At 70.7% G+C, this 24,026-nt stretch carries 19 protein-coding genes and 1 pseudogene; 9 read left to right on the top strand and 11 right to left on the bottom strand.

Features of this window, described 5'->3' with window-relative positions; all coding sequences use genetic code 11:
* Positions 1–48: 48 nt before the first annotated feature.
* The 9 genes from ACIBNE_RS23515 to ACIBNE_RS23475 all read right to left on the bottom strand — a co-directional run bounded on the left by ACIBNE_RS23515 (position 49) and on the right by ACIBNE_RS23475 (position 8,706).
* On the bottom strand, positions 49–1,050 hold the full coding sequence (locus ACIBNE_RS23515) for a sporulation protein (RefSeq protein WP_399274547.1): 1,002 nt from the start codon (positions 1,048–1,050) through the stop codon (positions 49–51).
* A 90-nt stretch (positions 1,051–1,140) separates the two neighbouring features.
* Positions 1,141–1,362 carry a hypothetical protein gene (locus ACIBNE_RS23510; RefSeq protein WP_399274545.1) on the bottom strand — a complete coding sequence of 74 codons (222 nt, stop codon included), beginning with the start codon at positions 1,360–1,362 and terminating at the stop codon, positions 1,141–1,143.
* A 250-nt stretch (positions 1,363–1,612) separates the two neighbouring features.
* Positions 1,613–2,554, bottom strand: a complete 942-nt coding sequence (locus tag ACIBNE_RS23505; protein ID WP_399274543.1) for a 2OG-Fe(II) oxygenase family protein — start codon at positions 2,552–2,554, stop codon at positions 1,613–1,615.
* A complete protein-coding gene (locus tag ACIBNE_RS23500; protein WP_399274541.1) occupies positions 2,551–3,450 on the bottom strand; it encodes a 2OG-Fe(II) oxygenase family protein in 900 nt (299 codons plus the stop codon). Before ACIBNE_RS23500 ends, ACIBNE_RS23505 begins: the two co-directional genes overlap by 4 nt.
* 52 nt (positions 3,451–3,502) lie before the next feature.
* A complete protein-coding gene (locus ACIBNE_RS23495; protein ID WP_399274539.1) occupies positions 3,503–4,471 on the bottom strand; it encodes a 2OG-Fe(II) oxygenase family protein in 969 nt (322 codons plus the stop codon).
* Positions 4,468–6,018, bottom strand: coding sequence for a cytochrome P450 (locus ACIBNE_RS23490; protein ID WP_399274537.1), 1,551 nt, complete (start codon positions 6,016–6,018; stop codon positions 4,468–4,470). The genes ACIBNE_RS23495 and ACIBNE_RS23490 overlap by 4 nt, the downstream gene beginning before the upstream one ends.
* On the bottom strand, positions 6,015–6,923 hold the full coding sequence (locus ACIBNE_RS23485; protein ID WP_399274534.1) for a 2OG-Fe(II) oxygenase family protein: 909 nt from the start codon (positions 6,921–6,923) through the stop codon (positions 6,015–6,017). The genes ACIBNE_RS23490 and ACIBNE_RS23485 overlap by 4 nt, the downstream gene beginning before the upstream one ends.
* Entirely contained in the window at positions 6,920–7,945 is a 1,026-nt protein-coding gene (locus tag ACIBNE_RS23480) for a 2OG-Fe(II) oxygenase family protein (protein WP_399274532.1), read from the bottom strand. The genes ACIBNE_RS23485 and ACIBNE_RS23480 overlap by 4 nt, the downstream gene beginning before the upstream one ends.
* Positions 7,942–8,706: a tRNA-dependent cyclodipeptide synthase gene (locus ACIBNE_RS23475; RefSeq protein WP_399274530.1), complete on the bottom strand. Its 765-nt coding sequence runs from the start codon at positions 8,704–8,706 to the stop codon at positions 7,942–7,944. Before ACIBNE_RS23475 ends, ACIBNE_RS23480 begins: the two co-directional genes overlap by 4 nt.
* Positions 8,707–9,511: 805 nt before the next feature.
* On the opposite strand from ACIBNE_RS23475, the gene ACIBNE_RS23470 reads away from it, so the two are divergent.
* Positions 9,512–10,954, top strand: coding sequence for an MFS transporter (locus ACIBNE_RS23470; RefSeq protein ID WP_399274529.1), 1,443 nt, complete (start codon positions 9,512–9,514; stop codon positions 10,952–10,954).
* Between the two features lie 58 nt (positions 10,955–11,012).
* Here the strand turns inward: ACIBNE_RS23470 and ACIBNE_RS23465 are convergent, their stop codons facing one another.
* Complete coding sequence (locus ACIBNE_RS23465) at positions 11,013–11,342, bottom strand: NHLP-related RiPP peptide (protein ID WP_399274527.1); 330 nt, start codon at positions 11,340–11,342, stop codon at positions 11,013–11,015.
* A gap of 32 nt (positions 11,343–11,374) precedes the next feature.
* Positions 11,375–11,707: an NHLP-related RiPP peptide gene (locus ACIBNE_RS23460; protein ID WP_399274525.1), complete on the bottom strand. Its 333-nt coding sequence runs from the start codon at positions 11,705–11,707 to the stop codon at positions 11,375–11,377.
* Positions 11,708–11,845: 138 nt separating this feature from the next.
* Between ACIBNE_RS23460 and ACIBNE_RS23455 the strand changes: the two genes are divergently transcribed.
* From ACIBNE_RS23455 to ACIBNE_RS23420, 8 genes and pseudogenes are all read left to right on the top strand, one after another.
* Complete coding sequence (locus ACIBNE_RS23455; RefSeq protein ID WP_399274523.1) at positions 11,846–13,036, top strand: putative peptide maturation dehydrogenase; 1,191 nt, start codon at positions 11,846–11,848, stop codon at positions 13,034–13,036.
* A gap of 210 nt (positions 13,037–13,246) precedes the next feature.
* Positions 13,247–13,717: a DIP1984 family protein gene (locus ACIBNE_RS23450; RefSeq protein WP_399274521.1), complete on the top strand. Its 471-nt coding sequence runs from the start codon at positions 13,247–13,249 to the stop codon at positions 13,715–13,717.
* 298 nt (positions 13,718–14,015) lie between these two features.
* Positions 14,016–14,480, top strand: a complete 465-nt coding sequence (locus ACIBNE_RS23445) for a hypothetical protein (protein ID WP_399274519.1) — start codon at positions 14,016–14,018, stop codon at positions 14,478–14,480.
* 97 nt (positions 14,481–14,577) lie between these two features.
* A pseudogene (locus tag ACIBNE_RS23440) lies at positions 14,578–14,757 on the top strand (hypothetical protein); the annotation flags it as partial.
* 25 nt (positions 14,758–14,782) lie between these two features.
* Positions 14,783–17,401, top strand: a complete 2,619-nt coding sequence (gene fxsT / locus ACIBNE_RS23435; protein WP_399274517.1) for an FxSxx-COOH system tetratricopeptide repeat protein — start codon at positions 14,783–14,785, stop codon at positions 17,399–17,401.
* Positions 17,402–17,887: 486 nt separating this feature from the next.
* On the top strand, positions 17,888–19,669 hold the full coding sequence (locus tag ACIBNE_RS23430) for a hypothetical protein (RefSeq protein WP_399274516.1): 1,782 nt from the start codon (positions 17,888–17,890) through the stop codon (positions 19,667–19,669).
* Positions 19,612–21,840 (top strand): hypothetical protein, encoded by a 2,229-nt coding sequence (locus ACIBNE_RS23425; protein ID WP_399274514.1) that lies wholly within the window; start codon positions 19,612–19,614, stop codon positions 21,838–21,840. The genes ACIBNE_RS23430 and ACIBNE_RS23425 overlap by 58 nt, the downstream gene beginning before the upstream one ends.
* A gap of 10 nt (positions 21,841–21,850) precedes the next feature.
* Positions 21,851–24,025 (top strand): hypothetical protein, encoded by a 2,175-nt coding sequence (locus tag ACIBNE_RS23420; protein ID WP_399274512.1) that lies wholly within the window; start codon positions 21,851–21,853, stop codon positions 24,023–24,025.
* The last annotated feature ends 1 nt before the right edge of the window (position 24,026 follow it).

Genomic DNA, 24,026 nt, shown 5'->3' with positions numbered 1-24,026 from the left:
TGCGCCCGTTCCGGAGGGGGGCCAGCCGGATGGACGTCGATCGAACGGCTATCCCTCGTCGTCCTCTTCTTCGTCGTCGCCTTCGAAGAAGTCGCCCACCTCGTCGACGACTTCGGCGGCCACCATGCCGCCCACCACCCCGACGGCGAGCCCCGCGGCGCCGACCGCGACGGCGGTGCCCACGCCGGGCCCGGAGCGGTGGCGCCCCTCCCCGTGGTGGCCGCCGTGGCCGTGCTCCTCCTTGTGGGCGTACTCGTCGTGGGAGGCGTGACGGGCGGCGTGGCTTTCGGTCAACTGCCTGACCCATCGGTCGACTTCGGCGCTCCAGTCGGTGCGGTCGACATCGTGGTGGTGGACGGTGAAGCGGGTGACCGCGTCGTGCCCTTCGGAGAAGAGCCCGCCGCGTTTGTCGGCCTCCAGGACCACCTCCACCCCGGCCGGGTCCGCGAGGAAGGTCACCTCGATCTCGCTGACCAGGTGCGCGTACTCGGGCGCGGGGGTGAGTTCGATCTCCTGGTAGAAGGGGAGCCGCTGCCCGGTGCCGTGGATGCGGCCCAGTTCCAGGTCGGCGGACTTGAAGCCGAAGCCGAGCCGGCCGAACGCCTCCAGCACGGCCTCCTGCGCGGCGAGGGGGCGTACGGCCAGCGGGTCGAGGTCTCCCTTGTCCTTGGCTCCGGCGACGGCCAGCTCGGTACGCACCCCGAGTACGACCCCCAGGCCCTGGCCGTGCAGTTCGGTGAGCGGGGTCTCCCAGGGCAGCCTCACACTGAACGGGACGCCGCGCTCTTCGCCCTCGGCGAGGCGGAAGCCACCGCCCACGGTGAACCGTTCGAAGGCGACGGTGCCTTCCGACTCCCCGTCGTCGTGCTCGGCCTCGACCCGGGCGACCAGTTCCAGGGTGACGGCCTCGACCGTGAAGTCGGCACCGCCGCCCTTGATGCGCACGGTCCCCGACAGGGTGCCGCCGGGCACCGCCGGGGCCGGGTCGAGGACCGTGTCCACGGTGGGCCCGCCCACGCCGAGCGAGCCGAGCAGTCGCTTGAACACCATCGTGGCGTTCACTCCTTCAGTTGTACGGGATGTCGCGACCGCGGGCCCGGGGAACCCGCCGCGGCGGGTTCCCCGGGCCCGCGGCGGGGATCAGTTGGCGGAGGTGTCCAGCGCGGCCAGGGCCTGCGCCCAGCGCGCGTACTTCAGTGAGGCGAGGTCGGAGACGGTCTTGACGCCGAACGCCTCGTCGAGGAGTTCGCCGTCCCTGTCCGACACCCCCTTCAGCGCGGAGACCGGAGCGGCGAGGATCTCCGGCAGGCCCTTGTCCGCCCACGCCTTGTCCAGCACCTTGTCCAGGTCGATCGAAGCCACGACAGTCCTCCCGGGGAACGTACGGATGGATCGGAACGCGCGCGACGCCATCGGGGCAGCCGGAAACAACCCAGCCGCGCCCGCTGCTTCTACACGCATGTAGAAGCATAAGGGCGGGAAGTGCTGCCCAGGAGGAATTCCGGTGGCCCGGCCGTGAACGTCCGAAGGGTTCCCCCGGGCGTCAAGGCCGCCCGGGGGAACCCTTCTTCACGCTTCGCCGACGGCCCGCCGCCCCACGGGCGGCGCCGCCTCAGTACAGACCGCTCGTGTCCTCCCGGTAGGTGTTGTCGAGGATGTCGTCGAGGAAGGCCCCGAACCCCGACGTGAGGTGAAGGCCGCTGCCCGGCTGGTAGGCGAACAGGCCGGGACAGACGCTCTCGTCGAGACTGCTGTCGACGAAGAGCGCGTACGAGAAGCGGTCGGGCCTGGCCCCGCCGCTCGGCGGCTGGCGCACCACGCGGTGGGCCACCGCGGCCACCGGCGTGGCGGTCCGGCGGGTCAGGATCTCCATCGCGCAGCCGAAGTTCACGATGAAGGTCCCGGGGACCGGGTCGATGGGATGCCACTGCCCGTCGCGGTCCACTTCGAGTCCGCGCTCGGTGGAGCGCAGCACCGTCACCCACCCGGAGTCCTTGTGGATGTTCAGGCCGCGCGCGGCCACCTCCGGACGGAAGTGGTTGAAGGTCAGGGTGTGGGTGCCGTGCGGGGTCAGGCTGTGCCCGGTGGCCTCGTCCCACAGCGCGCGCGGCAGGTCGAGGCGGGCGAGCACCGCGCGCTGGACGTCGAGCGCGAAGTCGCGCATGCGCTCGGCCTGACGGGCGAGCGCGGCCGGGTAGACCTGGTCCCACCAGGCGCTCTCCAGGAAGAACTGCTCGGTCTGGTCGGCGTCGCGACAGAAGTAGCCCTGGTGACGGCCCAGTTGCCCGGCCGTCCAGCGGCGAAAGCCCCGGTAGGTATCGGAGGGTTCCGCGTCGGGGGCCGCCGGGTCCGGGTCCGGGAGGTAGAAGGAGCGGGCGAAGCGGTCCCCGGCCGACAGGTCCGTCCCCGCGGGCTGCCGTACGTAGAAGAAGCCGTCCTTCAGCGCGCGCCGGAATCCGTCCTCCGCGGTGAAGTGCAGCTCCCCGCCCCGCAGTTCGGCATACTGCCAGCCCTGCGACGTGAGGGTGCGCGGGCGCCTTGCCGCCGTGCTCATACGCGGGAGTGGAAGTCGTAGCCGAGCTTGCCCGCCTTCTCCACCGAGAAGGCGCGGAAGCTCTGGTGTTCACGCAGCTTCCCCCCGGAGTCGTACTGGTAGAGCGGCATGTCGTAGCGGGGCCCCATGTAGACGGTGAACGAGGAGCGGTCCGGGACGCCCGCGTCAGGGCGCAGCTCCGGCACCCGGTGGTAGACGGCGGTCACCGGCCTGGGAAGGTTCTTGGTCAGGACCCGGAAGGCGTCGCCGAGGTTGACCGTGAAGTGGCCGGCGCGCTCCAGCACGGGCAGCCAGCGGCCTTCGTGGAGGATCTCGTAGCCGGGCTGGTCGGTGCAGATGGTGGTGATGAAACCGCTGTCGGAGTGCTCGACGATCCCGGCGCGGTCGCTCAGTCCCGCACGGTAGTGGTTGACCGTCGTGTAGCACAGGCCCGTGTCCCGCGCGGCACCGCCGGTGATGAGGTCGCGGTCCGCCCCGGGAACCCCCGCCGCGTCGAACACGCCGTACAGGACGTCCAGAGTCAGCTGCCGCATGCGCCGCAGCACCGCGGTGACGTCGTCCGGCAGGTACGCCTGCCACAGGAAGCTCTCCAGTTGGAGCTGTTCGACCTGGTCGGGCCGGTCCTCGTAGCCCAGTTTGGAGGCCGGGTGGCCGTGTTCGCGGTGCCCCCGGCGGCGGTCGGCCGGATCGCCGGTCCCCGGCTCGTAGAAGGTGCGGCAGAAGTCGAGCCCGGCGCGCGCGTCGAGGCCCTCGGGGACCGCCACGTTGAACGCGCCGATGCGCAGCGCCCGCTCGGTGTCGTCCGCGGTGGCGAACCGCAGAGTGCCCGAATCGACCTCGGCCACGGGGAGGGCGAGCCGGGCCCCCTCCCGCTCCATCTGCGCAGTGTCCGTCATGGTGCGACTCCCGTTCTGGTCGGTTTCCACCGGTGCCGTGCCCGCGCCCCGGTCAGAGCGCGCCGTCGTTGTCATAGGTCCGGCTCACCTCCTGGGCGGCGAAGTCCGCGACCGACTGCACGGGGCGCGCCGTGCCGTTGTCGAGCTGGTAGAGGGTGCCGTCGAGAGCGGAGTCCAGGAACGTCACGTACGAGATGCGGTCGGCGCGTCCCGCCGCCCGCTCGGTGGAGACCACCCCGTGCACGTTCGCGCGCACGGGCCTTTGCAGGGCGGCGGTGAGCACTTCGAGCGAGCTGCCGAAGTTCACGACGAAGTGGTCCGGCCGGGGGTTGACGGCGGCCAGCTCTCCGTCGATGAGCGCGAGGAGGCCGGGCTCGACGGAGCGGAGCACGGTCACCCACCCGGAGTCCCGGTGGAACTTGCAGCCGCGGGTCTCCTTCTGCGAACGGAAGTGGTTGAAGGCGAGCATCTGGTGGCCGCCGTCGTCGGTCAGGCCGCCGGACACCTCGCTCCACAGGTCGTGCGGCACCTCCACGTGCCGCAGCACCGCGCGCAGGACGGCGACGCCGAGAGCGGTCATCCGGTGGCCGAGTTCGGTGACCTCGGGCGGCAGCAGCGACCAGTTCGCGCGCTCGACGTAGAAGTTCTCCCACTGGTCGTGCTCGCGGTCGAAGTAGCCCTGGTAGGCGTCGCGGACGTCGACGTGGCGGTAGCCCCGGTAGGGGTCCAGGTCGTCGCCGGTCGGTTCCTCGTGGAAGTGCGAGGCGAACCGGTCCCCGGGGGAGGTGTCGAGGCCGTCGGGTATGCGCAGCAGGAAGAACCCCATGTCCAGGGCGCGTTCGAAGCCTCCCTCGCGTGCGAAGCGCAGCTCCTCCCCGTCGAACCAGGAGCGTTCGAGGTCCACGGGCGGGTAGGAGGCCTGTGCCTGCCGCTCGCCGGGCATGGGCGGCAGGCTGACCGGCTCGCGGGCGGTGGTGGGGTGGAAGTGGGCCCGGACGGTACGGGAGTTGGCGGTGGTCATGGGGTCGGCTCCCTCAGGGGTGCGGTGTCGCGCGGCGTGCCGGGGGCGGGCCTGATCGTGATGGTTCCCGGTCGTGCCGGGCGCGGCATGGAGGCGTGGTGCTTGAGCTGAAGGTCGGTGTCCCGTGTGGTGACCGTCCAGCGGCCGTACAGCTCCGAGAGGACCATGGACTGCATCCGTACCGAGAAGAGCCTGCCGGGGCACTTGCGGGGGTTCCGGTCGGCGTTGACCATGCTGAACGAGTTGATCTCGTAGCGGCCGCGGGAGAGCAGCGAGGAGACCGTCTCCCGGTCGGAGCGGACGATGGCCCCGATGTTGGCGGGGGCGAAGCGGCACGGCTCGGGGAAGACGGCGGGGTCGCGATTGGCCTGCCTGCGGTCCAGCCACATCATGGTGCCCGGTGGCACGGTCACCGAGGCGCCCCGGCGGCGCAGGGCGAAGGGCGCGGTCGTACGGCGCCACAGGGCGCTGGGGTTGCTGCCGCCGAGGCGTACGGCCTCCAGGACCGCGAGGTCGATCACGGACGGGGCGGCGCCCGCGTGCGCAGACGGGTCCGCGTACGGGCACCCCGCCCCCGTGGCCCGCCCGGCCTCCGCCACGACGGCTTCCTTGACGTGGGGCGTGGCCTCCACGTAGCCGATCGCCCACAGCAGGCTGAGCGCTGTCGTGTCGTACGTGGCGACGACGACCGTCCCCAGCTCCTTGATCCGCGCGGCGTCCAGCGCGGCCACGGACCGGCGGGTGAAGGGCACGTCCCACAGCGCGAAGTGACGCCGGACCATGTTGGACTCCGGTGCGTCCGCCAGAGCGTCGAAGTTGTCCGTGAGCAGGTCGCGCACGAACGGCACGATGACGTCGAACTCGCGCATCGCCGCTGGGTTGTCGTTGCTGATGACGTCGGAGGCGAGGTCGAAGAAGCCGCGCACCACACGGCCGTACTCGTCGGAGTCCAGGTACTCGGGCAGTGGCCGCTGCGTGAGGTCGAGGACGCCGGGGACCATGCTGTCCACGTACGCCGTCAGGGACAGCGTGAACTCGTCGAGCGGGACGGGCCGGCCCGCCGCGCGGCCGAGGTGGTCGGCCGTGTGCCGCCGGACGGCGGGCTCCAGGCGATCGACGAACTTCGCGTTGCCGAGCGAGCGTTCGACCACGGCCCGCTTCCCCGGACGGTCCGGGTGGTCGTGGGGCAAGGAGCCCATGAAGTCGCCGAACAGCTCGCGGTTGGCATCGGTGGAGGGCGCGAGGACGTCGTCGCCGACGAGCGGTTCGTTGGTGATCTGGTAGACGGCGAGTTTCGGGCCCATCCAGAACGTGCACAGACCGTCGTTCTCCTCGGCGCGGGCGCTGATGCCGGAAGCGCGGAAGTAGTGCGAGGCGGGTTCACCGCGTACCACGGTCGCCTCGTGGAACGCCGGTGCGTGGCCGTGCAGCCGGCTGGGTCCGTCGTGATGGGCGACGATTCCGGGGAAGGGCGCTCCGGGGGCCTGCGGCAGGACGACGGTCCTGCCCCGGCGCGGGGTGCTGAGGCTGTCCTGCGAGACGCTCATGACGTACCGCCTCCGCTCGCGCCGACGGCCTTGGCGATGCCGAAGTCGGCGTGCCGGTCGGACCAGGTCTGTTCGTTGAACTCGCGCAGGAAGTCCTCGGAGCTGCGTACGGGCGCGGCCGAGCCGTCTTCGCGCACCTGGTAGAGGTCGCCCGTGGCGGGTGGGTTGGCGAAGGCCGCGAAGGAGAAGCGGTCCGTGCCGCCCTCGGCCGGGGCGCACTGCCGCACCTGGTGCAAAATGGCCCGCACCGGGTGGTCGAGGGCAGCGGTGAGCAGTTCGAAGGCGCCTCCGAAGTTCACCACGAAGTGGCCGGGCACGGGATCGACGGGCACCCAGGCGCCGTCGACGGACGCCTCCAGGCCGGGCTCCTCGTTGTAGAGCACGGTCACGAATCCGGTGTCCTTGTGCGGGGCGCAGCCCAGTTGGGCGCGCTCGGAGCGGTAGTGGTTCGCCGCGAACCAGTGGGTGCCGAGGCCGTCGACGGCGCCACCGGTGATCTCGCTCCACAGCGCGTGCTCGATGCCCAGCTCGGTCATCGCCGCACGCAGCACGAGGAGCGTCAGGGCGCTCATCTCCTCCGCCATGGCGTGGAGTTCGCCCGGGAAGTGCCGCGTCCGGCCGGGGCCGTCGATGAGCACGTGCTCGGTCTGGAAGTGCTCCCGGTCGAAGTAGACGCCGGGCACGTCCTTGAAGCCGCGGTACGCCCGGGTGGAATCCGGCCCTTCGTCGGGTGCCCGGTGGAACTCGCGGCACAGCGCGATGCCCGGACCCGGATCGAATCCGGCTGGTGCGGCGAGCAGGAAGCAGCCGTCCCGCAGGGCCCGGGGCAGGCCGTCGGCGGCGTCGAAGCTCAGGCCGGAGCCCGCCGCGGTGGCGCGCTGGAGCGGCATGGTGTCCACGGTCATCGGCGTACGCCCCTTGCTGTGGGGAGTTCGGCGCGGCGCGGGGCGCCGGTGGTGTCCGTCCCGTCCGGCGCGTCCGTACCGGCGTAGATCTCGTGGTCGTTCTCGTCGATGAGTTCCCGCGAGCCGCAGACGCGCTCCAGTCCGCTGCCGTGCGCGTAGCGGTAGACGCCCTCGTCCTCGCCCGGCAGGCAGCCGCTGGAGCTGAAGTGCCCGAAGCTGGACCGGTCGTCCTGTTGCCGGGCGACCCTGTGCATGATGGCGGCCACGGGCGTGCGGCTGCCCGCGGTCAGGATCTCCATGGACAGGCCGAAGTTGACGATGAAGCAGTCGGGGTCGGCCGGGACGGTCTCCCAGTGGTCCTCGCGGCTGACTTCGAGGCCCGGGGCGGTCGTCCGCAGGATGGTGAGGAACCCGTCGTCCTTGTGGGAGCTGAGCCCGATGTCCTGGTGTGCGGGCCGGTAGTGGTTGAACGTCAGGTGGTAGGAGCCGGCGCTCTGGGAGCAGCCGCCGGTCGCCCGCCGCCAGTCCCGCTCCGGTATGCCCACGGTGGACAGGACGGATCGCAGGACGTGCTGGGAGAGCCGGGTGAGGGACTCGCCCAGGGCGCTGATCTCCGGGGGGTAGGCGGTGGCCCAGAAGCGGCGTTCGAGAAGGAACTGCTCGATCTGGTTGATCCGCTGGTGGAAGCCGAGCAACGGGTCCCCGAAGCGGTCGCTGTGGATGTCGCGGAACCGGCCGTACGGCTCCGCGGCCGGACCCTCGTAGAACTGGCGCGCGAACGCGTCACCCGTCGACACGTCGAGATCGCCCGGGATCTCCAGGAGGAAGACGCCGTCCCTGAACGCCCGGTCGCGCGCCTCGGTGCCACCGAAGTCCAGCCCCCCGCCTGCCGCGCGGGCCCTTTCGAGGCGCGCTTCGCCGAGTGCGGGACGGTCGGGCGAACGCTTCTCGTAAACGTCTTGATATATTTTTCCCCGCCGTATTTCGGGGACCAGGTTGCGCACTTCGGATGCCATGCTCATCGGCCTTTCAGGTGGAGGGAGACCACGGCGAGGTCACGCAGTTCTTCCGGGGCTCCTGGATGTTCGCCCTTGGCGATCTCCGACAGGGTGCTGAAAGATCCCGGATACACCATGACCGGCAGTCCCTGCTCTTTGAGGCAGGCGAAGATGGCGAACTCTTCGAGGAAGTAGTCGCTGGACATGCGGATGCGTTTTTCCAAATCGGCCTCGCTGACGCCGTCGGCACGCTTCCGGTGGTAGGCGTGACCGAACGATTCGACCGATGAGCGGAACGATTCGTCCTCGTCGAAGAACGCCCGCAACTTGCCGTGGAACTCGGTGTACCTCTCGCCGGCCTGCACTTCACTACAGGTCAGGATCGTGAAGTCGGTGCTCTCGCCATGCTCTTCGAACACGTTCCGTTCGGTCTCCACGAAGCTACGACCGAGTTCCAGAGCCCGCTCCCGGGCGCTGGCGGGAGGGAGTCCCTGAGTTGACTCCAAGGTGAGCCGGTGAATGCTGTCGCCGATGAGCACGGTGCATCGCCCGAACCTTCGGGAGATCCATTTGACCATGCTCGTGAGTTTGGGGGTGGTGAAGTTGCTGTTTTCCAGACTGACACCGAGAAAGCATGTTTCGTGCTGCTCGAAGGTGTTCCTGCTCGATTCCGGGGAAACCGATGCGATTTCCGCCTTGTAGCGAGTCCTGCGGGTGGGTGCTGTCCGGGGTACGGGGGCAGCGGTTCCCTGCGCGTATAACGACATCACATCCGCCTGGTCCATGGTGGGAGGGGTGCATGAAATGACATTCGTATGCCGCATGAAATTACTAACAGGAGGTCGAATCGGAAGCCAAGGGTCAGGGGTAGGGATCAGGCCGTCCGGCCGGGCGGCCCCGATCTGCGGGCGCTCGGCGGGTGCGCTACGGGGACTGACCAGGCACTCGATCGTTGTAGGCGACATGAACCGTGCCGGGTGGTGCGGATGGTGCTGGTGCGGTCGCGCCGTGTGCGGTCGACGGGGTCGTGGCGCGATACCTCTTGCCCCTTGAATGATCGACGAGGGGCGTTCAGCTGGGAGTTCACCGCGGAATGCGCAGGGTGCGACTCTGCTGGGCCAGGGGGAGGGGAGTGCTCTCAAGCTGACTGGAAGGGTCCGGTCCGCAATGTCGCCCATGATGGCTGAATGCTTTCCTCGTGCCTGATAGAGCATCATATATCGGCAGTTCAGCGAGGATTCCGTAAATCATCTGACTCCTCCGCTCTCTGGCGCCGTGCAAGGGTGGGTTGGCAAGTGCCCGAGGGGTCGGTTACGGTGATTCCGTTCCTTCGTCCGTCGAGGCACGGATCTGCGTGTGTCATCCGCGCAGTGATCCCGTCGACGTGGCACATCGGACTTCCCGTGGGCAGCCCCTTCAACTCGGCCCCCACTTCCTGGACCTCTCTCCTCTTCCGCAGCGGCGCTCCGTGTCCAGGAGCGCTCCTCGGCTGCGACCTCCCCCCCACCAGCGTCTCGTGTCGCCGCACGGCCATGCGGCGACAGCAAGGACCGCCCCTAAGGGGCCGACCGTGAGGAGAAGTGGGCGATCGTGAGCAAAGGCGAGACCTTGAGGGGCGGTGCCGGCGGTGTGACGACGCCGCCCTTCACCACCCGGCGATGGGCACTCCTCGCCATGTCCGTGGGCGTGTTCTGCATCCAGCTCGACTCGTTCGGGCTGAACCTCGCCCTGCCGCAGATCGGCCGCGACCTGCACGCGGGCGGAGACGGCCTCCAGTGGGTGATCAGCGCGTACCTGCTGTCCACCGGCACGCTGATGCTGGGGGCGGGACGGCTCGGCGACCTCTTCGGCCGACGGCGGCTCCTGATCGCGGGGCTCGTCGGGTTCGGCGCGGCCTCGCTGGTCTGCGCACTCGCCCCGACCCTGCCCGTCCTCGTGGGCGCCCGGGTGGCCCAGGGTGCCGGGGCCGCGATGATCATGCCGGTGGGGCTGTCCCTGCTGACCAACGTCTACCCGGCGGAAGTGCGCGGCCGTGCCATCGGCTGGGCCCTGGGCGTCGGTGGGATCGCCACCGCCTGCGGTCCGTTCATCGGCGGCGCCCTGACCGAGGCGGTGTCGTGGCGCGCCGTGTTCTGGCTCAACGTCCCGCTCGCCGTACTCGGCGCGGTCTGTGCCTCACGTACCGCCGAGAGCTACGACACCAGCGCGTCCCGCAGCGTCGACTGGAGCGGCCTGGCCACTGTCACGGCCGCGCTCGCCGCGCTCTGCGTCGTCATCGACCGCGGAGCGCGCTGGCCGTGGCCCGCCGCACTGGCGGGCGTGGCCGTCGCGTCAGCGCTGCTGCTCCTGTTCGTACGGCGCGAGCGGGCCGCGGCCTTTCCGCTGGTGGAGCTGAGCCTGTTCCGCAACGGGCCGTACATGGCGCTCACCCTGGCCGGTGCCGCGGCCAACACCACCACCGTGATGTTCCTGTTCGTCGTACCCCTGACGCTCCAGGGCCAGTGGGACCTCTCGGTCGTCCTCGCGGGGACCGCGTTCCTCGCCCCCGCGTTGACCATGGCGCTCGCCGGGCCGCTCGCCGGGCGGGTGCCGCCACGCGTCGCGGTCCGGTTGATGGCGGGCTGCCTGTGCGGGGGAGCGCTCGTCCTGGCCGGCCTCTCCCGGACTTCCTCCCTCACCCTGTACGTGGCCGTGGCCACCGTGGGCGGCGCGGTTCTCGGAGTGGCCAACTCGCTGACGCTCATCGCGACCCAGGCGGTGATCAGGCCGGAGCGCGCGGGGGAGGCTTCGGGAGTCACCAAGACGGTCATCACCGTGGCCGCCGGTCTCGGTGTCGGACTCGCCGGGGCGGTCACCGATCAGGAACGTGGCGTGGGTTCGAAAGCGGCCGCCGATACGGCACTGCAGATCACCGCAGCCGGCTGTCTGGCCGCGTGTGTGGTCCTCGCCGTGTGGATCTGGTCGCGGGAGGGTGCGGTGACGGCCGGGTCGGGGGAAGCGAGGGACGGCTCGGCCCCGCGGCCTCCAGTGTGAAGGGGAAGCCCCGACAAAGGAGGCCGCAGTGCGTCGCGAGCGGACCGGGCGAGGCGCGTCAGCCCTCGCGCAGCACCGCGTGCATCGCCCCGGCCTCGAAGGCGTGCGGGTTGGTGTGGCTGGCATCCGACGTCAGGTGCGCCTTGAGCGTGTCGCGTGCGGCGGCGATGTCACTCTTGCTCGCCAGCTCGTTCACGACCAGACAACCCAGTGCCGAGGCTTCTTTGAGCTGCGACGGATCGGCGTCGAGGCCGGCCTGGACCAGGGCAGCGTGCCGGTCGGCCTTGAACAGCTCACGGAACGCGTCGTCGGTCGCGAGCAGTTCGAGCAGCCGATCGGCAACCCTGTGCGGGATCCGGGGCTTGGTGTCGAGCGCGGCTGACGGCATGGTGTGTCCCTCCAACAGATCAGAGCGAAGAGTCAGTTGTGACGAAGTACCGCGTGCATCGCCCCGGATTCCAGGGCGTGCGGATTGCTGTACGCAGCGTCGGCCAGCAGATGTGCGCGAAGTTCTTCCCGGGCACCGGCGATGGCTTCCTTGCCGGCCAGCTGATCCACGGTCAAACAGCGCAGCGGCGTGGCCGCGCGCAGCTGCTCCGCGGTCAGCGCGCAACCGGCCTGGACCAGTGCCTCGTGGCGGTTCTGTGTGAACAGCCGACGGAAGCGGTCGTCGGTGCTCAGCAGATCGAGCAGGCGATCGACGACATCGGCCGGAAGGCGCAGCTTCTCGTGCTCCAGTACCTGAGTCCGCATGGTAAAAACCCTAACCGACCATCGTGTGACACGGGAGTCCTTCCGTGACGCCGTCGAAACCGGATCCCGCACTCCGGATCCGCCGTCCGCCGTCCGCTGTCTGCCATCCGCCATCCGCCATCCGCCGAACGGATCCCGATGCGAATTCGCCGTTGTGCCGTGCTGTTCCTGGAGCCTCGCGAAGACGTGGACTTCGACCTGGAATCGCTGCTGACCGGAGGCGTCGGCCTGAGCCGCTCCCGGCGCTGGCTGGCCCTGGCCGCGCATCTCGACGCGGAGGTCGAGGTCGACGCGCGGCACCGCGAGTTGCTCGGCCGGCTGAGCCCCGGCGAATGGCAAGAGGCCGACTCGCTGGACGCCGAAGAATCGTCCCTGGTGGCCGAGTTGATCGACAGCGGCCTGGTGATCGCCGACGACGACCGCCACACCGCTCATCGTGAACGTGACGACGTGCTGCGCGCCGGTCATTGGTGGCCGCCCGCGGCGATGATGCACCGGCTCGCGCGGTGGGAGGGCCTGGACAGCGTCCGAAGCATGGAAGCGAACGAGATGACCACCGCCGCCGACATGCGGCGCAAGCTCGGCCCGCCGCCCACGCACGCGCTTGAGCGCGGGGACGCATCGGGCCGGGTGCCTTTGCCGCGCGTCGAAGGCAACGAGTTCGACGCGCTGCTGGCGCGGCGCTCCACCTGCCGCAACTTCGACGGCGAGCGGGCGCTGCCGCTGGCATTGGGCGCGCACATGCTGCAACGCGTGTTCGCCGCGCAGTCGCAGGTACGGATCGACGACGACACCGTGTTCCTGAAGAAGCACACGCCCTCAGGAGGCGGCCTGCATCCGACCGAGGCCTACCTGATCGTGCAGAACGTCGACGGTCTCGCGCCCGGTCTGTACCACTACCACGCGGTCGATCACGCGCTGGAGCGCATGCCCGCCCCGGACGAACCACTGGAGCGGTTCGCGCGACGTGCCCTGGCCGGCCAGCACTGGTTCTCCAACGCGCCCGTGCTGGCGGTCCTGGCGCCGCGGTACGCGCGCAGCTTCTGGAAGTACCGTCAGCACGCCAAGGCCTACCGTGCCCTGGTGCTCGACAGCGGGCACCTGTCCCAGACCTTGTACTTGAGCGCGACCGAACTCGGCCTCGGCGCGTTCGTGACCTCGGCGATCAACGAGGTCGACATCGAGCGCGGCTTCGGCCTGGACCCCCTGGCCGAAGGCCCGTTGGCGGTCTGCGGCTTCGGCTGGCGCGCACGGAACATGACGACCAGCGAATTCGATCCGGCCCAGGAGGTCTGGCTGAGGACGGCGGACGCGGCCGAAGAGAGCTGAGCCCGCCCGACCGCCCGTGCGGCCCGCAGGGACGCGGAACTCAACACGGTTGTCGTCTGACTCCGTGAGGTCGGCCTGTTCGGTCCGTCGCCGCAAGAGGCAGCGGTCCGATCCAAGACTGTCGGTCGTCCCTGGCCGGGACTGAGTGAAAATGCGCTGGTTTGCGCCCGTATACTCGTGCGAGCTCAAGGATGACGGGAGGTGGGGGCAGTGAAGCTTGCCGAAGCACTGGCGGAGCGGGCGGATGCCACGCGGCGTGTGGAGCAGTTGCGGGCGCGCGTCGTCGGCAACGCGCGGTACCAGGAGGGGGAGACGCCCTCGGAGGACGCGGCTCAGCTGCTGGCCGAGGCCAGTGAGGTACTGGACACTCTTGAGACGCTGATCCGGCGCATCAACCGGACCAACGCCGCGGTGGACATGGGCCCGGACGGTACCCTCACCGACGCGCTCGCGCGCCGGGACATCCTGCGGTTGCGCCACTCGGTGGTCACCGCCGCGGCGGACGCGGCAGCGGGTACGGGCGATCGCGGATACGGCCGGCAGCTGCGATCCGAGCTGATGGTGCTCTCCGCGCTCCCGGTCGCGGAACTGCGCACCCAGGCGGACGTCCTCGCCAGGGAGATCCGGGAGATCGACGTACGGATCCAGCGGACGAACTGGGAAGCCGACCTGCTGGACTGACCGGTCCGGCAAGCCGGGACGATGTGGAGCAGGTAGCTGCTCCGGAGGCGTGCACACCCCGAGAACCGGCGGGATTCCGGTTCACCTGTGGCGCGTGAAGAGCAACGCGGGGTTCGATTCCCCATCAACAGTGCAGCTCAGCACGGCGTACAGGTAAAGGTGCACAGTGCACAGCACATCACCACGTGCAGATCCGGAGCGGCGAGGGCGGGTTCGGGGTCTTCCACATCGCGGACCGCGCGGGACGGCACGCCCCGGCGGGCGCCGTCGGCGTTTCCAGTGAGGCGAAGGGGTGGCCGTGGCACAGGTCGTGCGCAGACAGCGCTTGAGCGCGTATGTGGGGTTCTTCTCGTTCGGGCTGCAGGAGTCGCACGACGCCGACCTTCCCGTGCCGTTCCCGGACGCTTTCCACCAGGACGTGTTTCTCGGGACTCATCCCGGGCGGCTGGACATCACGAGCGGCGGCCACACCCATACCGCCACGCTCGATGTCGAGGTGTGGGACGCGGCGCCCCCGGAGGATCCGGCCGGCTGGGACGAACAGGCGGAGGCCGACTTCGAATCGACGAGCGGGCGGGTCGCGGTGTGGTCCATGCACACGGGGCGCACGGACGAAGACGTCGTCCTGGCGGACACGGGTGGTTCGTGGCGTGTGCGGGTCAGCTGCGTCGGCCGGGCCGCGGCGGCGGCCCTGTCGGAGGGCGAGGGAACTGGCGTCGGAGTGGAGCGTTACCTCCTTCAGTTCTGGCCGGCACCGAAGTAGCCCTTCCGCGGCCGTCGACCTTCCGCGGCCGTCGAAAGGGCGCGCTGTGCCGCAGGTGCCGGTGCTCTCGCGCCCGGCGGTCGCGAACGTGCGGGCCCAGTGCGCCACGGGCCGCTTCCCCGCGCTGGCCGAGGCCGTACACGAAGGTACGGACGTGGACGCCGAGACGGCCCCCGCGAGCGGCCTGGGCCGGGCGGTCGCGGTTCTTTCGTGCTGTGTGCGATTTCCCGCCCCGAGGGCCGTACGGCCTTCTACCGTGGAGTCGGCTCGACGGTGAACGGCCGGGTTCGGGGGTGGAGTCGATGGAAGACCGGGCAGGGGAACCGGACTTTGGCGGAAGGCCCACGGACACGGGCGGTCCTGGTCGCGACCCTGGCGGCGCCGACGCGATCCAGGTCCGGAACAACCTGTCCGGGACGGTGCACGGCGCTGTCGTCCAGGCCGGTTCCATCGGCACCCTCATCAACCACGCCCCTCCCGCGTCACCCCGCGGTGACGTGATCTGGCCCCTGCGCATCGGCGCCGTCCCCGACACCGTCACCGCCCACCAGCCCCGGACCGCCCTGCGCGAACGGATCCACCACGCCCAGGACTCCGCCGGGACCGTGGTGCTGAGCCAGGTCCTGTCGGGCGGGGGCGGGGTCGGCAAGACCCAGCTCGCCGCCGCCCTGGCCCACGAGGCGGGAGGCGAGGGCACTGATCTCGTCCTGTGGGCCAACGCCGCGCGGCCCGAACAGATCCTGGGTGCGTACGCGACCGCCGCGGTTCTGGTCCGGGCACCGGGAACGGCCGGGCAGGACGTCGAGGCCGACGCACGGGCGTTCTTGAACTGGGCCGCCGCGACGAGCCGGTCCTGGCTGATGGTTCTCGACGACGTCACCGAGCCCGCCGAGCTGCGCGGCTGGTGGCCGCCCACCAGTACCGGAACGGTGCGGGCGGGAAGCGGCACGCACCGGGCGGTGATCACGACCCGGCTGAAGGGCGCCGACATCAGCGGCGGCGGTCGGCGCGTCCTGGACGTCGCGCCGTTCACGGCCGCCGAGTCAGCGGCGTTCCTGCGCGAACGGCTTGCGGGGGACGAGGCCGAACACCTTCTGGACGACGCCGTGGACGAGGTCGGTGCCGTACTGGGGCAGCTGCCGCTCGCCCTCGGATACGCGGCCGCCTGGATGATCAACGAGGACCAGCCCTGTACCGCGTACGTGGAGCACTTCCGCGACCAGGAACAGCGGCTCGTCCAGGTACTGCCCGCCGGGGGGAGCGGGGAGGCGTACGACCGTGAAGTCGCGGCGGCGCTGCTGCTGTCTCTGAGGGCGGCGCAGGCGGCCGAGCCGGTCGGTCTCGCCGCACCGGCACTGGGCCTGGCGGCGCACCTCGACCCGGCCGGACATCCGGCCGAGCTCTGGCTGACGGATGCCGTCGCGGCTCATCTCGCCCGTGCCCGGAGTGCCGACCGACACGGCGCCCCCGGCCGGGAGCGTGACCGGGGAGCGGACGCGGTGCCCCCGGCCGCGTCGGCGCGCGGGACCGGCGGCGTTGACGGTGAGGGCAGCGCCGTGGCGGTGAGCGCGGGGACCGCGCGCAGGGCGATGCGGCTCCTGCACCGGTACGGACTCGTCACCATCCGGCGGGACGACCCGCAGCGTGCCGTACGGATCCATGCCCTGACCGCACGTGCCGCACGCGAGGCCCTTCCCGCGGCGGGGGAGAACGCCGTCGTACGGGCGGCGGCCGACGCGCTGTTGGAGCTCTGGCCCGACGAGGACCACCACGACCTGGCCCGTGCCGGGGTCCTGCGCGCGAACGTCGACCACCTGTGGCCACTGGCCGGTGACCACCTGTGGCGGCCCGGCAGGCATCCCCTCCTCTACCGGGCCGGGGACAGCCACCGGCGGAACGGCCTCCCCGCAGCCGCCGTCACTTACTGGGAACACCAAGTCGGCTGCGCGGAAAGGCTGCTGGAAGCCGACCACCCCGACATCCTGACCACCCGCGCGTACCTCGCCGCCGGTTACTGGTCGGCCGGGCGCACCACCGAGGCCGTCGCCCTCAGCGAGCGGGTCGTTGTCGACCGGAGACGCGTCCTGGGCGACCGGCACCCCGACACCCTGGTCGCCCGCGCCAACCTCGCCGCCGGTTACTGGACCGTAGGGCGTTCCGCCGAGGCGATCACGCTGTTCGAGGAGGTCCTGGCCGACAGTGAGCACGTCTTCGGTGACCAGCACGCCGAAACCCTGCGCACGCGCGCCAATCTCGCCGTCGGTTACCGGACCGCCGGGCGCGTCGAGGAGGCCGTCGCCCTCGAAGAGCAGGTCTTGGCCGGCCGGATGCGCCTCCTCGGCGACCGGCACCCCGACACCTTGCTCGCGCGTGGCAATCTCGCCGCCAGTTACTGGACCGCAGGGCGTACCGCCGAGGCGATCACGCTGTTCGAGGAGGTCCTGGCCGACAGCGAGGACCTCCTCGGTGACCAGCACTCCAACACCCTGCACGCCCGCGCCAACCTCGCCTTCAGCTACCGGACGGCCGGGCGCGGGGAGGAAGCCATCACCATCGAGGAGCAGGTCCTGGCCGACCGTGAACGCCTCCTGGGACCCGAACACCCCCACACCCTGCACGCCCGCTCCAACCTCGCCGCCAGCTACTGGAGCGTAGGGCGCGTCGAGGAGGCCATCACGCTCGAAGAGGAGGTCCTGGCCGACCGGGAGCGGCTGCTCGGCGAGACGCATCCCGACACCCTGACCGCCCGCTCCAGCCTGGCTGTCAGCTACTGGACCGCCGGACGCACCGCTGAAGCCGTCGCTTTGCAGGAAGAGGCTCTGGCCCAAAGCGAACGCGTCCTGGGCGAGGGGCATCCCGACACGGTGGAGCGGCTCCAGGATCTGCGGCGGTGGTACGAACTGAACGCATCCCAGCAGTGACCGAGGGGTGCGGGATGCGGTGACGCTCAGCCGGAGCGCTATCCGCGGTCGCTTGGGCAACGCCGAAGCCCTGGGGCCCTGTTCGTCTCCTCCGCGAGCGCCAATTCCCCTATCAGGGTCTTCCGGACCACGACACCGGGCGCCCCACCTCTGCGCCATGTATGTTGATAGGTGGCCTTAAGTTCGATAAGTCCGACTTGCGGAAAATCGGAAATCTAGATCCCGTAGCGGGATGAAGGCGTGATGGACGTGAGCGACGAGTTCGTCGGCCCGCCGGATGGACTGCGGTTCCGCGACGCCTTCCGGGCTTCCTTTCGCCGACCGGACCCCCGACCGGATCCCCCACCGGACCCTCGACCGGGGCCCGCGCACCCGAGAGTCGTACCGAAGGACCTGCTTCCCGCCTGGGCCGGACCGAAGGTCAAGGGGTGGGACCCGGACCTCAGGTTCGAACCGTTCCCGTATGTACGGCGGGCGGATCTGACGGTGCCCGCCGCACCGAACGCGGCCCCCACCGACACCGACCTCTTCGAGAGCCCGGACGCCTCGGCGAAATGGGCCCTGCCCCGCTACATGCTGGTCTTCGACCGCGTCGGCGGGGTCGACGAGCCCCGGATCACCATCGCGGACCGCGGGGGAGTGGACACCCTGCTGGTGACCCTGATGACCACGCCTTCGCCCGCTGCGGGGCCCGGCGTCGGCATGCTGTCGCACTCCGTCGTCGTCGCGTTCGCCTACCGGCTGCCGGTGGCCGGAGGCGGCGGCGAGATGACGCACGAGCTGGAGTTCACGAAGGTCACCTGGGACGGCCCGGCCATGGTGGCCGAGATGCCCCTCACCACGCCGGGACTGCGCGAACAGCTCCTGGCCGCGATGTCGTCGCCGCAGTCCGACGTGAGCCTGGCCGTGATGCGCAGGATCTTCGTGGGAGTGCCCACCGACTACCGGATGGAGGACACCGGCGAGTTCGCCTACCAGGAGCGGGTCGTGGAGCTCGAATGGGTTTCGCCGCCCACGCCCCTGGTGCTCTCCGCGGCCCAGCTGGAACGGCTCGGCGGCGCTGGGGGCCCGGTGTCCCCGATGCGGCGGCTGCGGATCTCCTTCGACGGGCGGGGACACTCCTACTGGCAGGACCCGGTCCGCCCGGAGCAGTTCTTCTTCGTGCCCGACCGCTTCCTGCTGGCCAGGACCCCCACAGGACCCGCGCTGCGGGTGCGTGCCGCCGACGCCGAGAGCGAGGCGGACATCCGGATCACGGCGGAGTTCTTCGCCCGCGCCGTGACCGATCCGCGCCGACTGCAACAGGCCCGTCCCACCTTGCAGGAGCGGGCCGGCACCGAGGGGGCGACCGCCCCCGTCCGGGTGGAGGTGCTGCCGGAGGCGCAGCCGGTGCTCAGGCTCGCCCTGCCCGAGGGAGGCGCCGCGCCCTCGGCGCTGACCTACCGGCCCGGCGCGCTGATCGACCTGGAGTTGGGGGTCACGCACGCCGAGACCCTGAAGTACGCCGACTTCCGACTCGTGTACGAAGCGCTGCTCGGCTCCTCGCTCAGCCTGCTGCGCGGCGAGGTGCGGATCGGCGCGGGCGGCGACCAGCCCGAGGACATCCCTCTGGAACTGCGCCTGGAGAACATGGTCGGCGACGCCCTCACCCTCACCCTGGACGACGTGCGGCCGGACCGGATCACCGGCACCCTCGCCAACGACACCGAGAGCCCGGCCCGGATCGACCGGCTCGGCGTGAGCGCCGTACTGGGCGAGCGTGAGGTGCCGCTGCGCGTCGACGGGTTGACCGGCGGCCGCAGGCTGGCCCCTGGTGAACGGGCGGAGGTCGTCCTGGTGCCCGGCGAGCCGCTGCCCGCGGGCGGACCCGTCCGGCTCGTGCTCGACCAGAGCGGTGTGGTGACGGAGCCCGACCGGCGGGCCGTGTGGGACCGGATCTACGACCGCACGGCCAACCCGCAGCTCACCCGCAGGATCCAAGTGGAAGCGGTGGCGTCGATGTTCACCGCGGCGGACCGGCCCACCGACCGGGTGGTGGCGTTCGTCGTGGTGGTGGAGAACGGCGGCACGGTCCGGCTGACCGAGTCGGAGCTGTCGGCCGCGACCACCGTACGCACCCCGATCCAACCGCTGTTGACCGGTGTGCCGACGCCACCGCTGCGCTACCAGACGGAGACCTGGTGGCAGAGCGGCGGCGTCGGGGAGAGCGCGTGGCGGCAGACGTCCGCGACCATCCTCGTGCCGGTACGGACGGGGCCGACGCCATGACGGAGCTCACCGGCCTCCCGGATCTCGACCGGCCGCTCGACATCCTGCCGGGCGCCGCCTTCCAGGCACGCGACCGCCTCGGCCTCGGGGTGGTCCTGCCCTGCGCACTCACCCTGGAACCGCTGCCGGACGGCGGCGTCGCCCTGCTGGTCGCCCTCCTGCGCGAAGGACCCACGACCGGCGGCCGGATCGAGGCGGGCTTCGCCGTCGGGACCCCCTTGACCGAAGCCGGTGAAGCCGCCGCCACGAGCGGGACCCCGCTGCTCCTGTCGGCGGCCGAGCCGCTGCGCGGCGTCCTGGAACTGTCCGCCAGGTTCGGCACCATCGGCGCGGCGCTGCTCCCTCCCGTCGTCCTGGGCCCGGACACACTGACCACGACGCGGGTCGTCGCCGAACTCCCCGCCGATTCGGCGGTGCTGGCCGCCCGTCTGGTGCGCGCGGGGACGGTGCCAGTGGACGCGGCGCTGCGGCTCACCTTCCGGGCCGTCGCGCCGACGCTGCCGCTCCGGGCGACCGTCGATCCGCGGGCCCTGCTGGACACGTTGACCCGGCGCTTCGGCCCGGGTGCGGTCCTCCCCTTCGACAGGCTCGCCACCGCCCTCGACGAGGCCGTGTTCGGTGCGCCTTCGCAGCCGGAGCGGGCCGCCGCGCTCGCCCTGCGGCTGCGGCCCGTCGTGTCGCGGCCCGAGCCGGTCGCCGGACCGCTGCACCGGCTTCTGGACCAGGCGCCGACAGCCGCGTTCACCCTGGACCTGGCCGAGCACGCGGCGGTCGACGCGGACCGGGTCCTCACCCTCGACCTCGACGCGGCGGCCCGCGCGCTGGCCGCGGGCGATCCGGCGCGGTACGTCCGGGAGGTCGACGCGCCCGCACTGCCCACCGGCTGGACCACGGTGACGTTCGCCGCGAACCTGCCCGCCCCGGTGGCGGGACTGGCCCTGCTCTTCGCCGATCTCAGGGTTCCGCCGTCCGCCGCGCGGCCGCAGGAGGTCACCGCGAGCGTGCCCCTGACCGCGCCCGGCGGCGTGACGGCCACGCGGATCCTCCTCGCGCCCGGGGAACGGCTCAAGGGCGAGGTGCGCCTGCGGGCCGTGTTGGACGGCATCGGCGAGCTGGAGGGCCCGTGGCGGCCCGCGGACACCACCTTGCTGACGCTGCCCCCCGATGCGTTCCCCGTCCCGCTGGCCGTGGTCCGCGCCACCCGCGCACTCACCGCGCTCGCCGTCGCCGAGGTGCGCACGGCCGCCGGCGTGACGGTCGGCCGGGTGGACGCGGCGGGCCCGGTGCTCGCGGTTGCGGTCACGCAGGACGACCCCCCGGCAGCGATCACGGTACGGCCGCTCGGAGCCGGACGGCCGGTCGAGGTGCCGGTGGACCGGCGGCGGATCGAGCTGGACCCGGCCACGCTCCCCGGCTTCGGCGCCCATCCGGCCCGGCTGAGGCACTCGCCGGTGACCGGCCCGCTGGCCGTCGAGTGGCGGCCGGAGGGCGACGAGGAGGCAGAGCCGCAGACCGTGCGCCTCGACGCCGCCCGGCCGCAGGCGGACATCCGCTGGGTGGCGACCTCACCGTTCCGGCCCGGAGTGGTCTGGCGGGCCGGGGCGGCGGACTGGTCCGACCCGGTGGCCCCCAGGGACTTCCTCGTCATCGACGTCGACCCACCGGTCCTCGTGGACGGCATCGAGCTGCGTCCGGACCCCGACCGTCCGGGCAGCTGGACCTACGTCCCACCGGGGCCGTTCCTCGACAACCCGAACGCCATCGGCCTCATCGACGCGGATTCGGTCTCGTACCTCCAGGTCACCAGCCGCATCGACCTGCCGGACGGGCGACGGGACGCGGTACGGAGCGGGCTCGGACCCGGCGCCGACATCCGTCCGGCCCCGGTGCGGGTCACCCGCGTCGCCGTCGAGACGAAGTCACCGGACGGCGTCTGGACGGCCGTCGCCGAAGGCACCAGCTCGGGCATCCCGCCCTGGACCACCGCCCTGTCCGCCGCGCTCGACGGCGACCGACGGGACGCGGCACGGGCCGCGCTGGCCGGGACGAAGGACCGGATGGCAATCGTCGCGGAACTGACCGTCGCCGGACGAGCCGTCCGGCGGACCCGGGACATCGCCGAACTCATCGAAACCCCCCCACGACTGAAGCGACACCCCCCCCACGACTGAGGAGAACGACATGCTGCAGTTCCTCGGAGCGCTCGACCTCCCCGACGCCGTCGTCTACCTGGACGACACCGACGACACACTGGGCTACGTCCTGCCGAAGAACGTGGTGCTGCGCAAGGACACCGGCGGACGGGCGCTGTTCAAGTTCGTGAAGTACCGCACGGCCAGACCGCTGCCGAACGGCGAAGTCGGGGCCGGAATGGTGTTCATGGACGTCGAGTTGGCGCTGTCCCCGGAACAGGACCAGGCCGTCCGCGTCCGGTTCGCCCAGCACGTCACCGCGCGACGCGGGCCGGGCGTCCCGCCCGTCGGACCAGAGCAGGTCACGCTCTCCAAGCCCGCGGTGACGAAGGCGAGCGTCGTCGTGGAGATCCTGTCGAACAGCGGCGCGTCGGTGCAGAAGGTCAACCACGCCGGGACACCGTCGATGTACGGCAACAACGTCGTGGCGATCTCCGCCGAGCTGACCCAGCTGGGCGCGCCCATCTTCGAGGGGGTGATGAGTGGGCAGGGCATCGGCGGCGTCCGTGTCGAGTACCACCTGCACTTCGCGGGCCGGGTGCCTCCGGTCACGGTGACCGGCACCTGGACCGCCCAGAAGTTCTACAGCTTCGTCCAGGACGTGGACTTCGAGGAGAACTTCTGGTCCGAGGACGACTTCAGCGAGAAGGTCGACGAGCTCTTCTTCAACTCCGAGTCCCGTCGCGTGTTCTCCGACCCCGGCACGCTGGAGGTCACCGACCCGGAGGTCGCCAAGATGCTGACCGCGCTGGAGCTCTCGGTCGGCCAGCAGCTCGACGACGCGGTCAAGCGGAACCTGCTGGAGACGATCCCGCCGGAGAACCGGGACTTCTCGAAGTACCGCGAGGAGGACTTCGAGAACATCCACCGCGCGGTCACCACCAACAAGATCGCCGACGTGCGGATCGAGGTGACCAGGAACCAGGTGATCGGCATCGACGTGTCCCCGCAGAACAACGTGCAGTCGCTGCCCAGCCAGGGCTACAACTGGTCGGACTACATGGACGAGATCGACACCGACGATCCGTTCTTCCGCCAGCTCAACCTGAACGTCCTGGTCAACGCCGACTTCGCGGAACTCCCGATCTTCAGCGTCGAAGTGAAGATCGACTACCCTCCGCACACCGCGCGGAACGGCATCCAGACGTTCACCTTCCGCAAGCCCGACGACATCGGCAAGTTCACCGCGTTCACCGACGGCGGATCGACCGAGTTCAAGTACCAGTACGTGGTCAACTACGTCGGCGAAAGCCGTACGTTCACCTCCCCGTGGGTCACCGACACGACCACCGACCTGGTCATCAACATCGACGAGCTGGGGCTCTGGCTGGTCGACGTCGAGCTCGGCGACATGAACTTCGATCAGGTCAGGCGGGCCGTACTGACCCTGGAACACCCGCCGGTGAACGGCACGCCGCTCGTCCAGCGGTTCCAGATCGACGCGCAGACGGCCGGGCTCGCCGTCAAGGAGGTACTGCTGGAGCCCGTCCAGCCGTACGGCGGATCGATCAAGTACTTCATGCAGGACGGACGCGAGTTCGTCCGCAACCTGAGCGGCCTGACCGGCCAGCGGTTCTACGTGGACGACCCGTTCTCCGCCAACCGGACGGTCCAGGTGCGCACCCGGGGCGACTTCGAACGCTCGGTGGACACCGTCTTCCTGGACCTGTCCTACGACGACGAGGTCAACGGCTACCGGCAGACCGAGTCGGTCGCCCTGTCGAAGGACAAGCGGTTCGTGGACTGGCGCTTCCCCGTGATCGACGAGCGGGGCGGCAAGGTCACCTGGCGGACCGTCACCACGTTCCGCGACGGCAGCGACAAGGACTCGGGCGAGCAGACGCTCACCGGATCCCTGCTGCTCGTGGGACCCGCGTCGGACACCCTGACGGTCACCGTGGTGCCCGACCTCATCGACTGGTCGGCCACCAAGCTGGCGAAGGTGACGCTCCACTACACGGACCCCGGCAACCAGATCGACGACACGCAGACCTTCGTCTTCCGCAAGGGTGACGCGGAGAAGACCTACGAACGGGTCGTGCTTGACCGGACGCTGAAGCGCTACGAGTGGCAGGCCGACCTGTTCCCGCTCGACGGCGGCGCCCCGCACCACACCCAGGGCGCGGGCACCGACGAGGTCCTCATCATCGAGAACCCCGCCTGAG

The sequence above is a fragment of the Streptomyces sp. NPDC050504 genome, from assembly GCF_044458065.1.
Lineage (GTDB): Bacteria > Actinomycetota > Actinomycetes > Streptomycetales > Streptomycetaceae > Streptomyces.
This window is presented reverse-complemented; position numbering and strand designations above follow the sequence as displayed.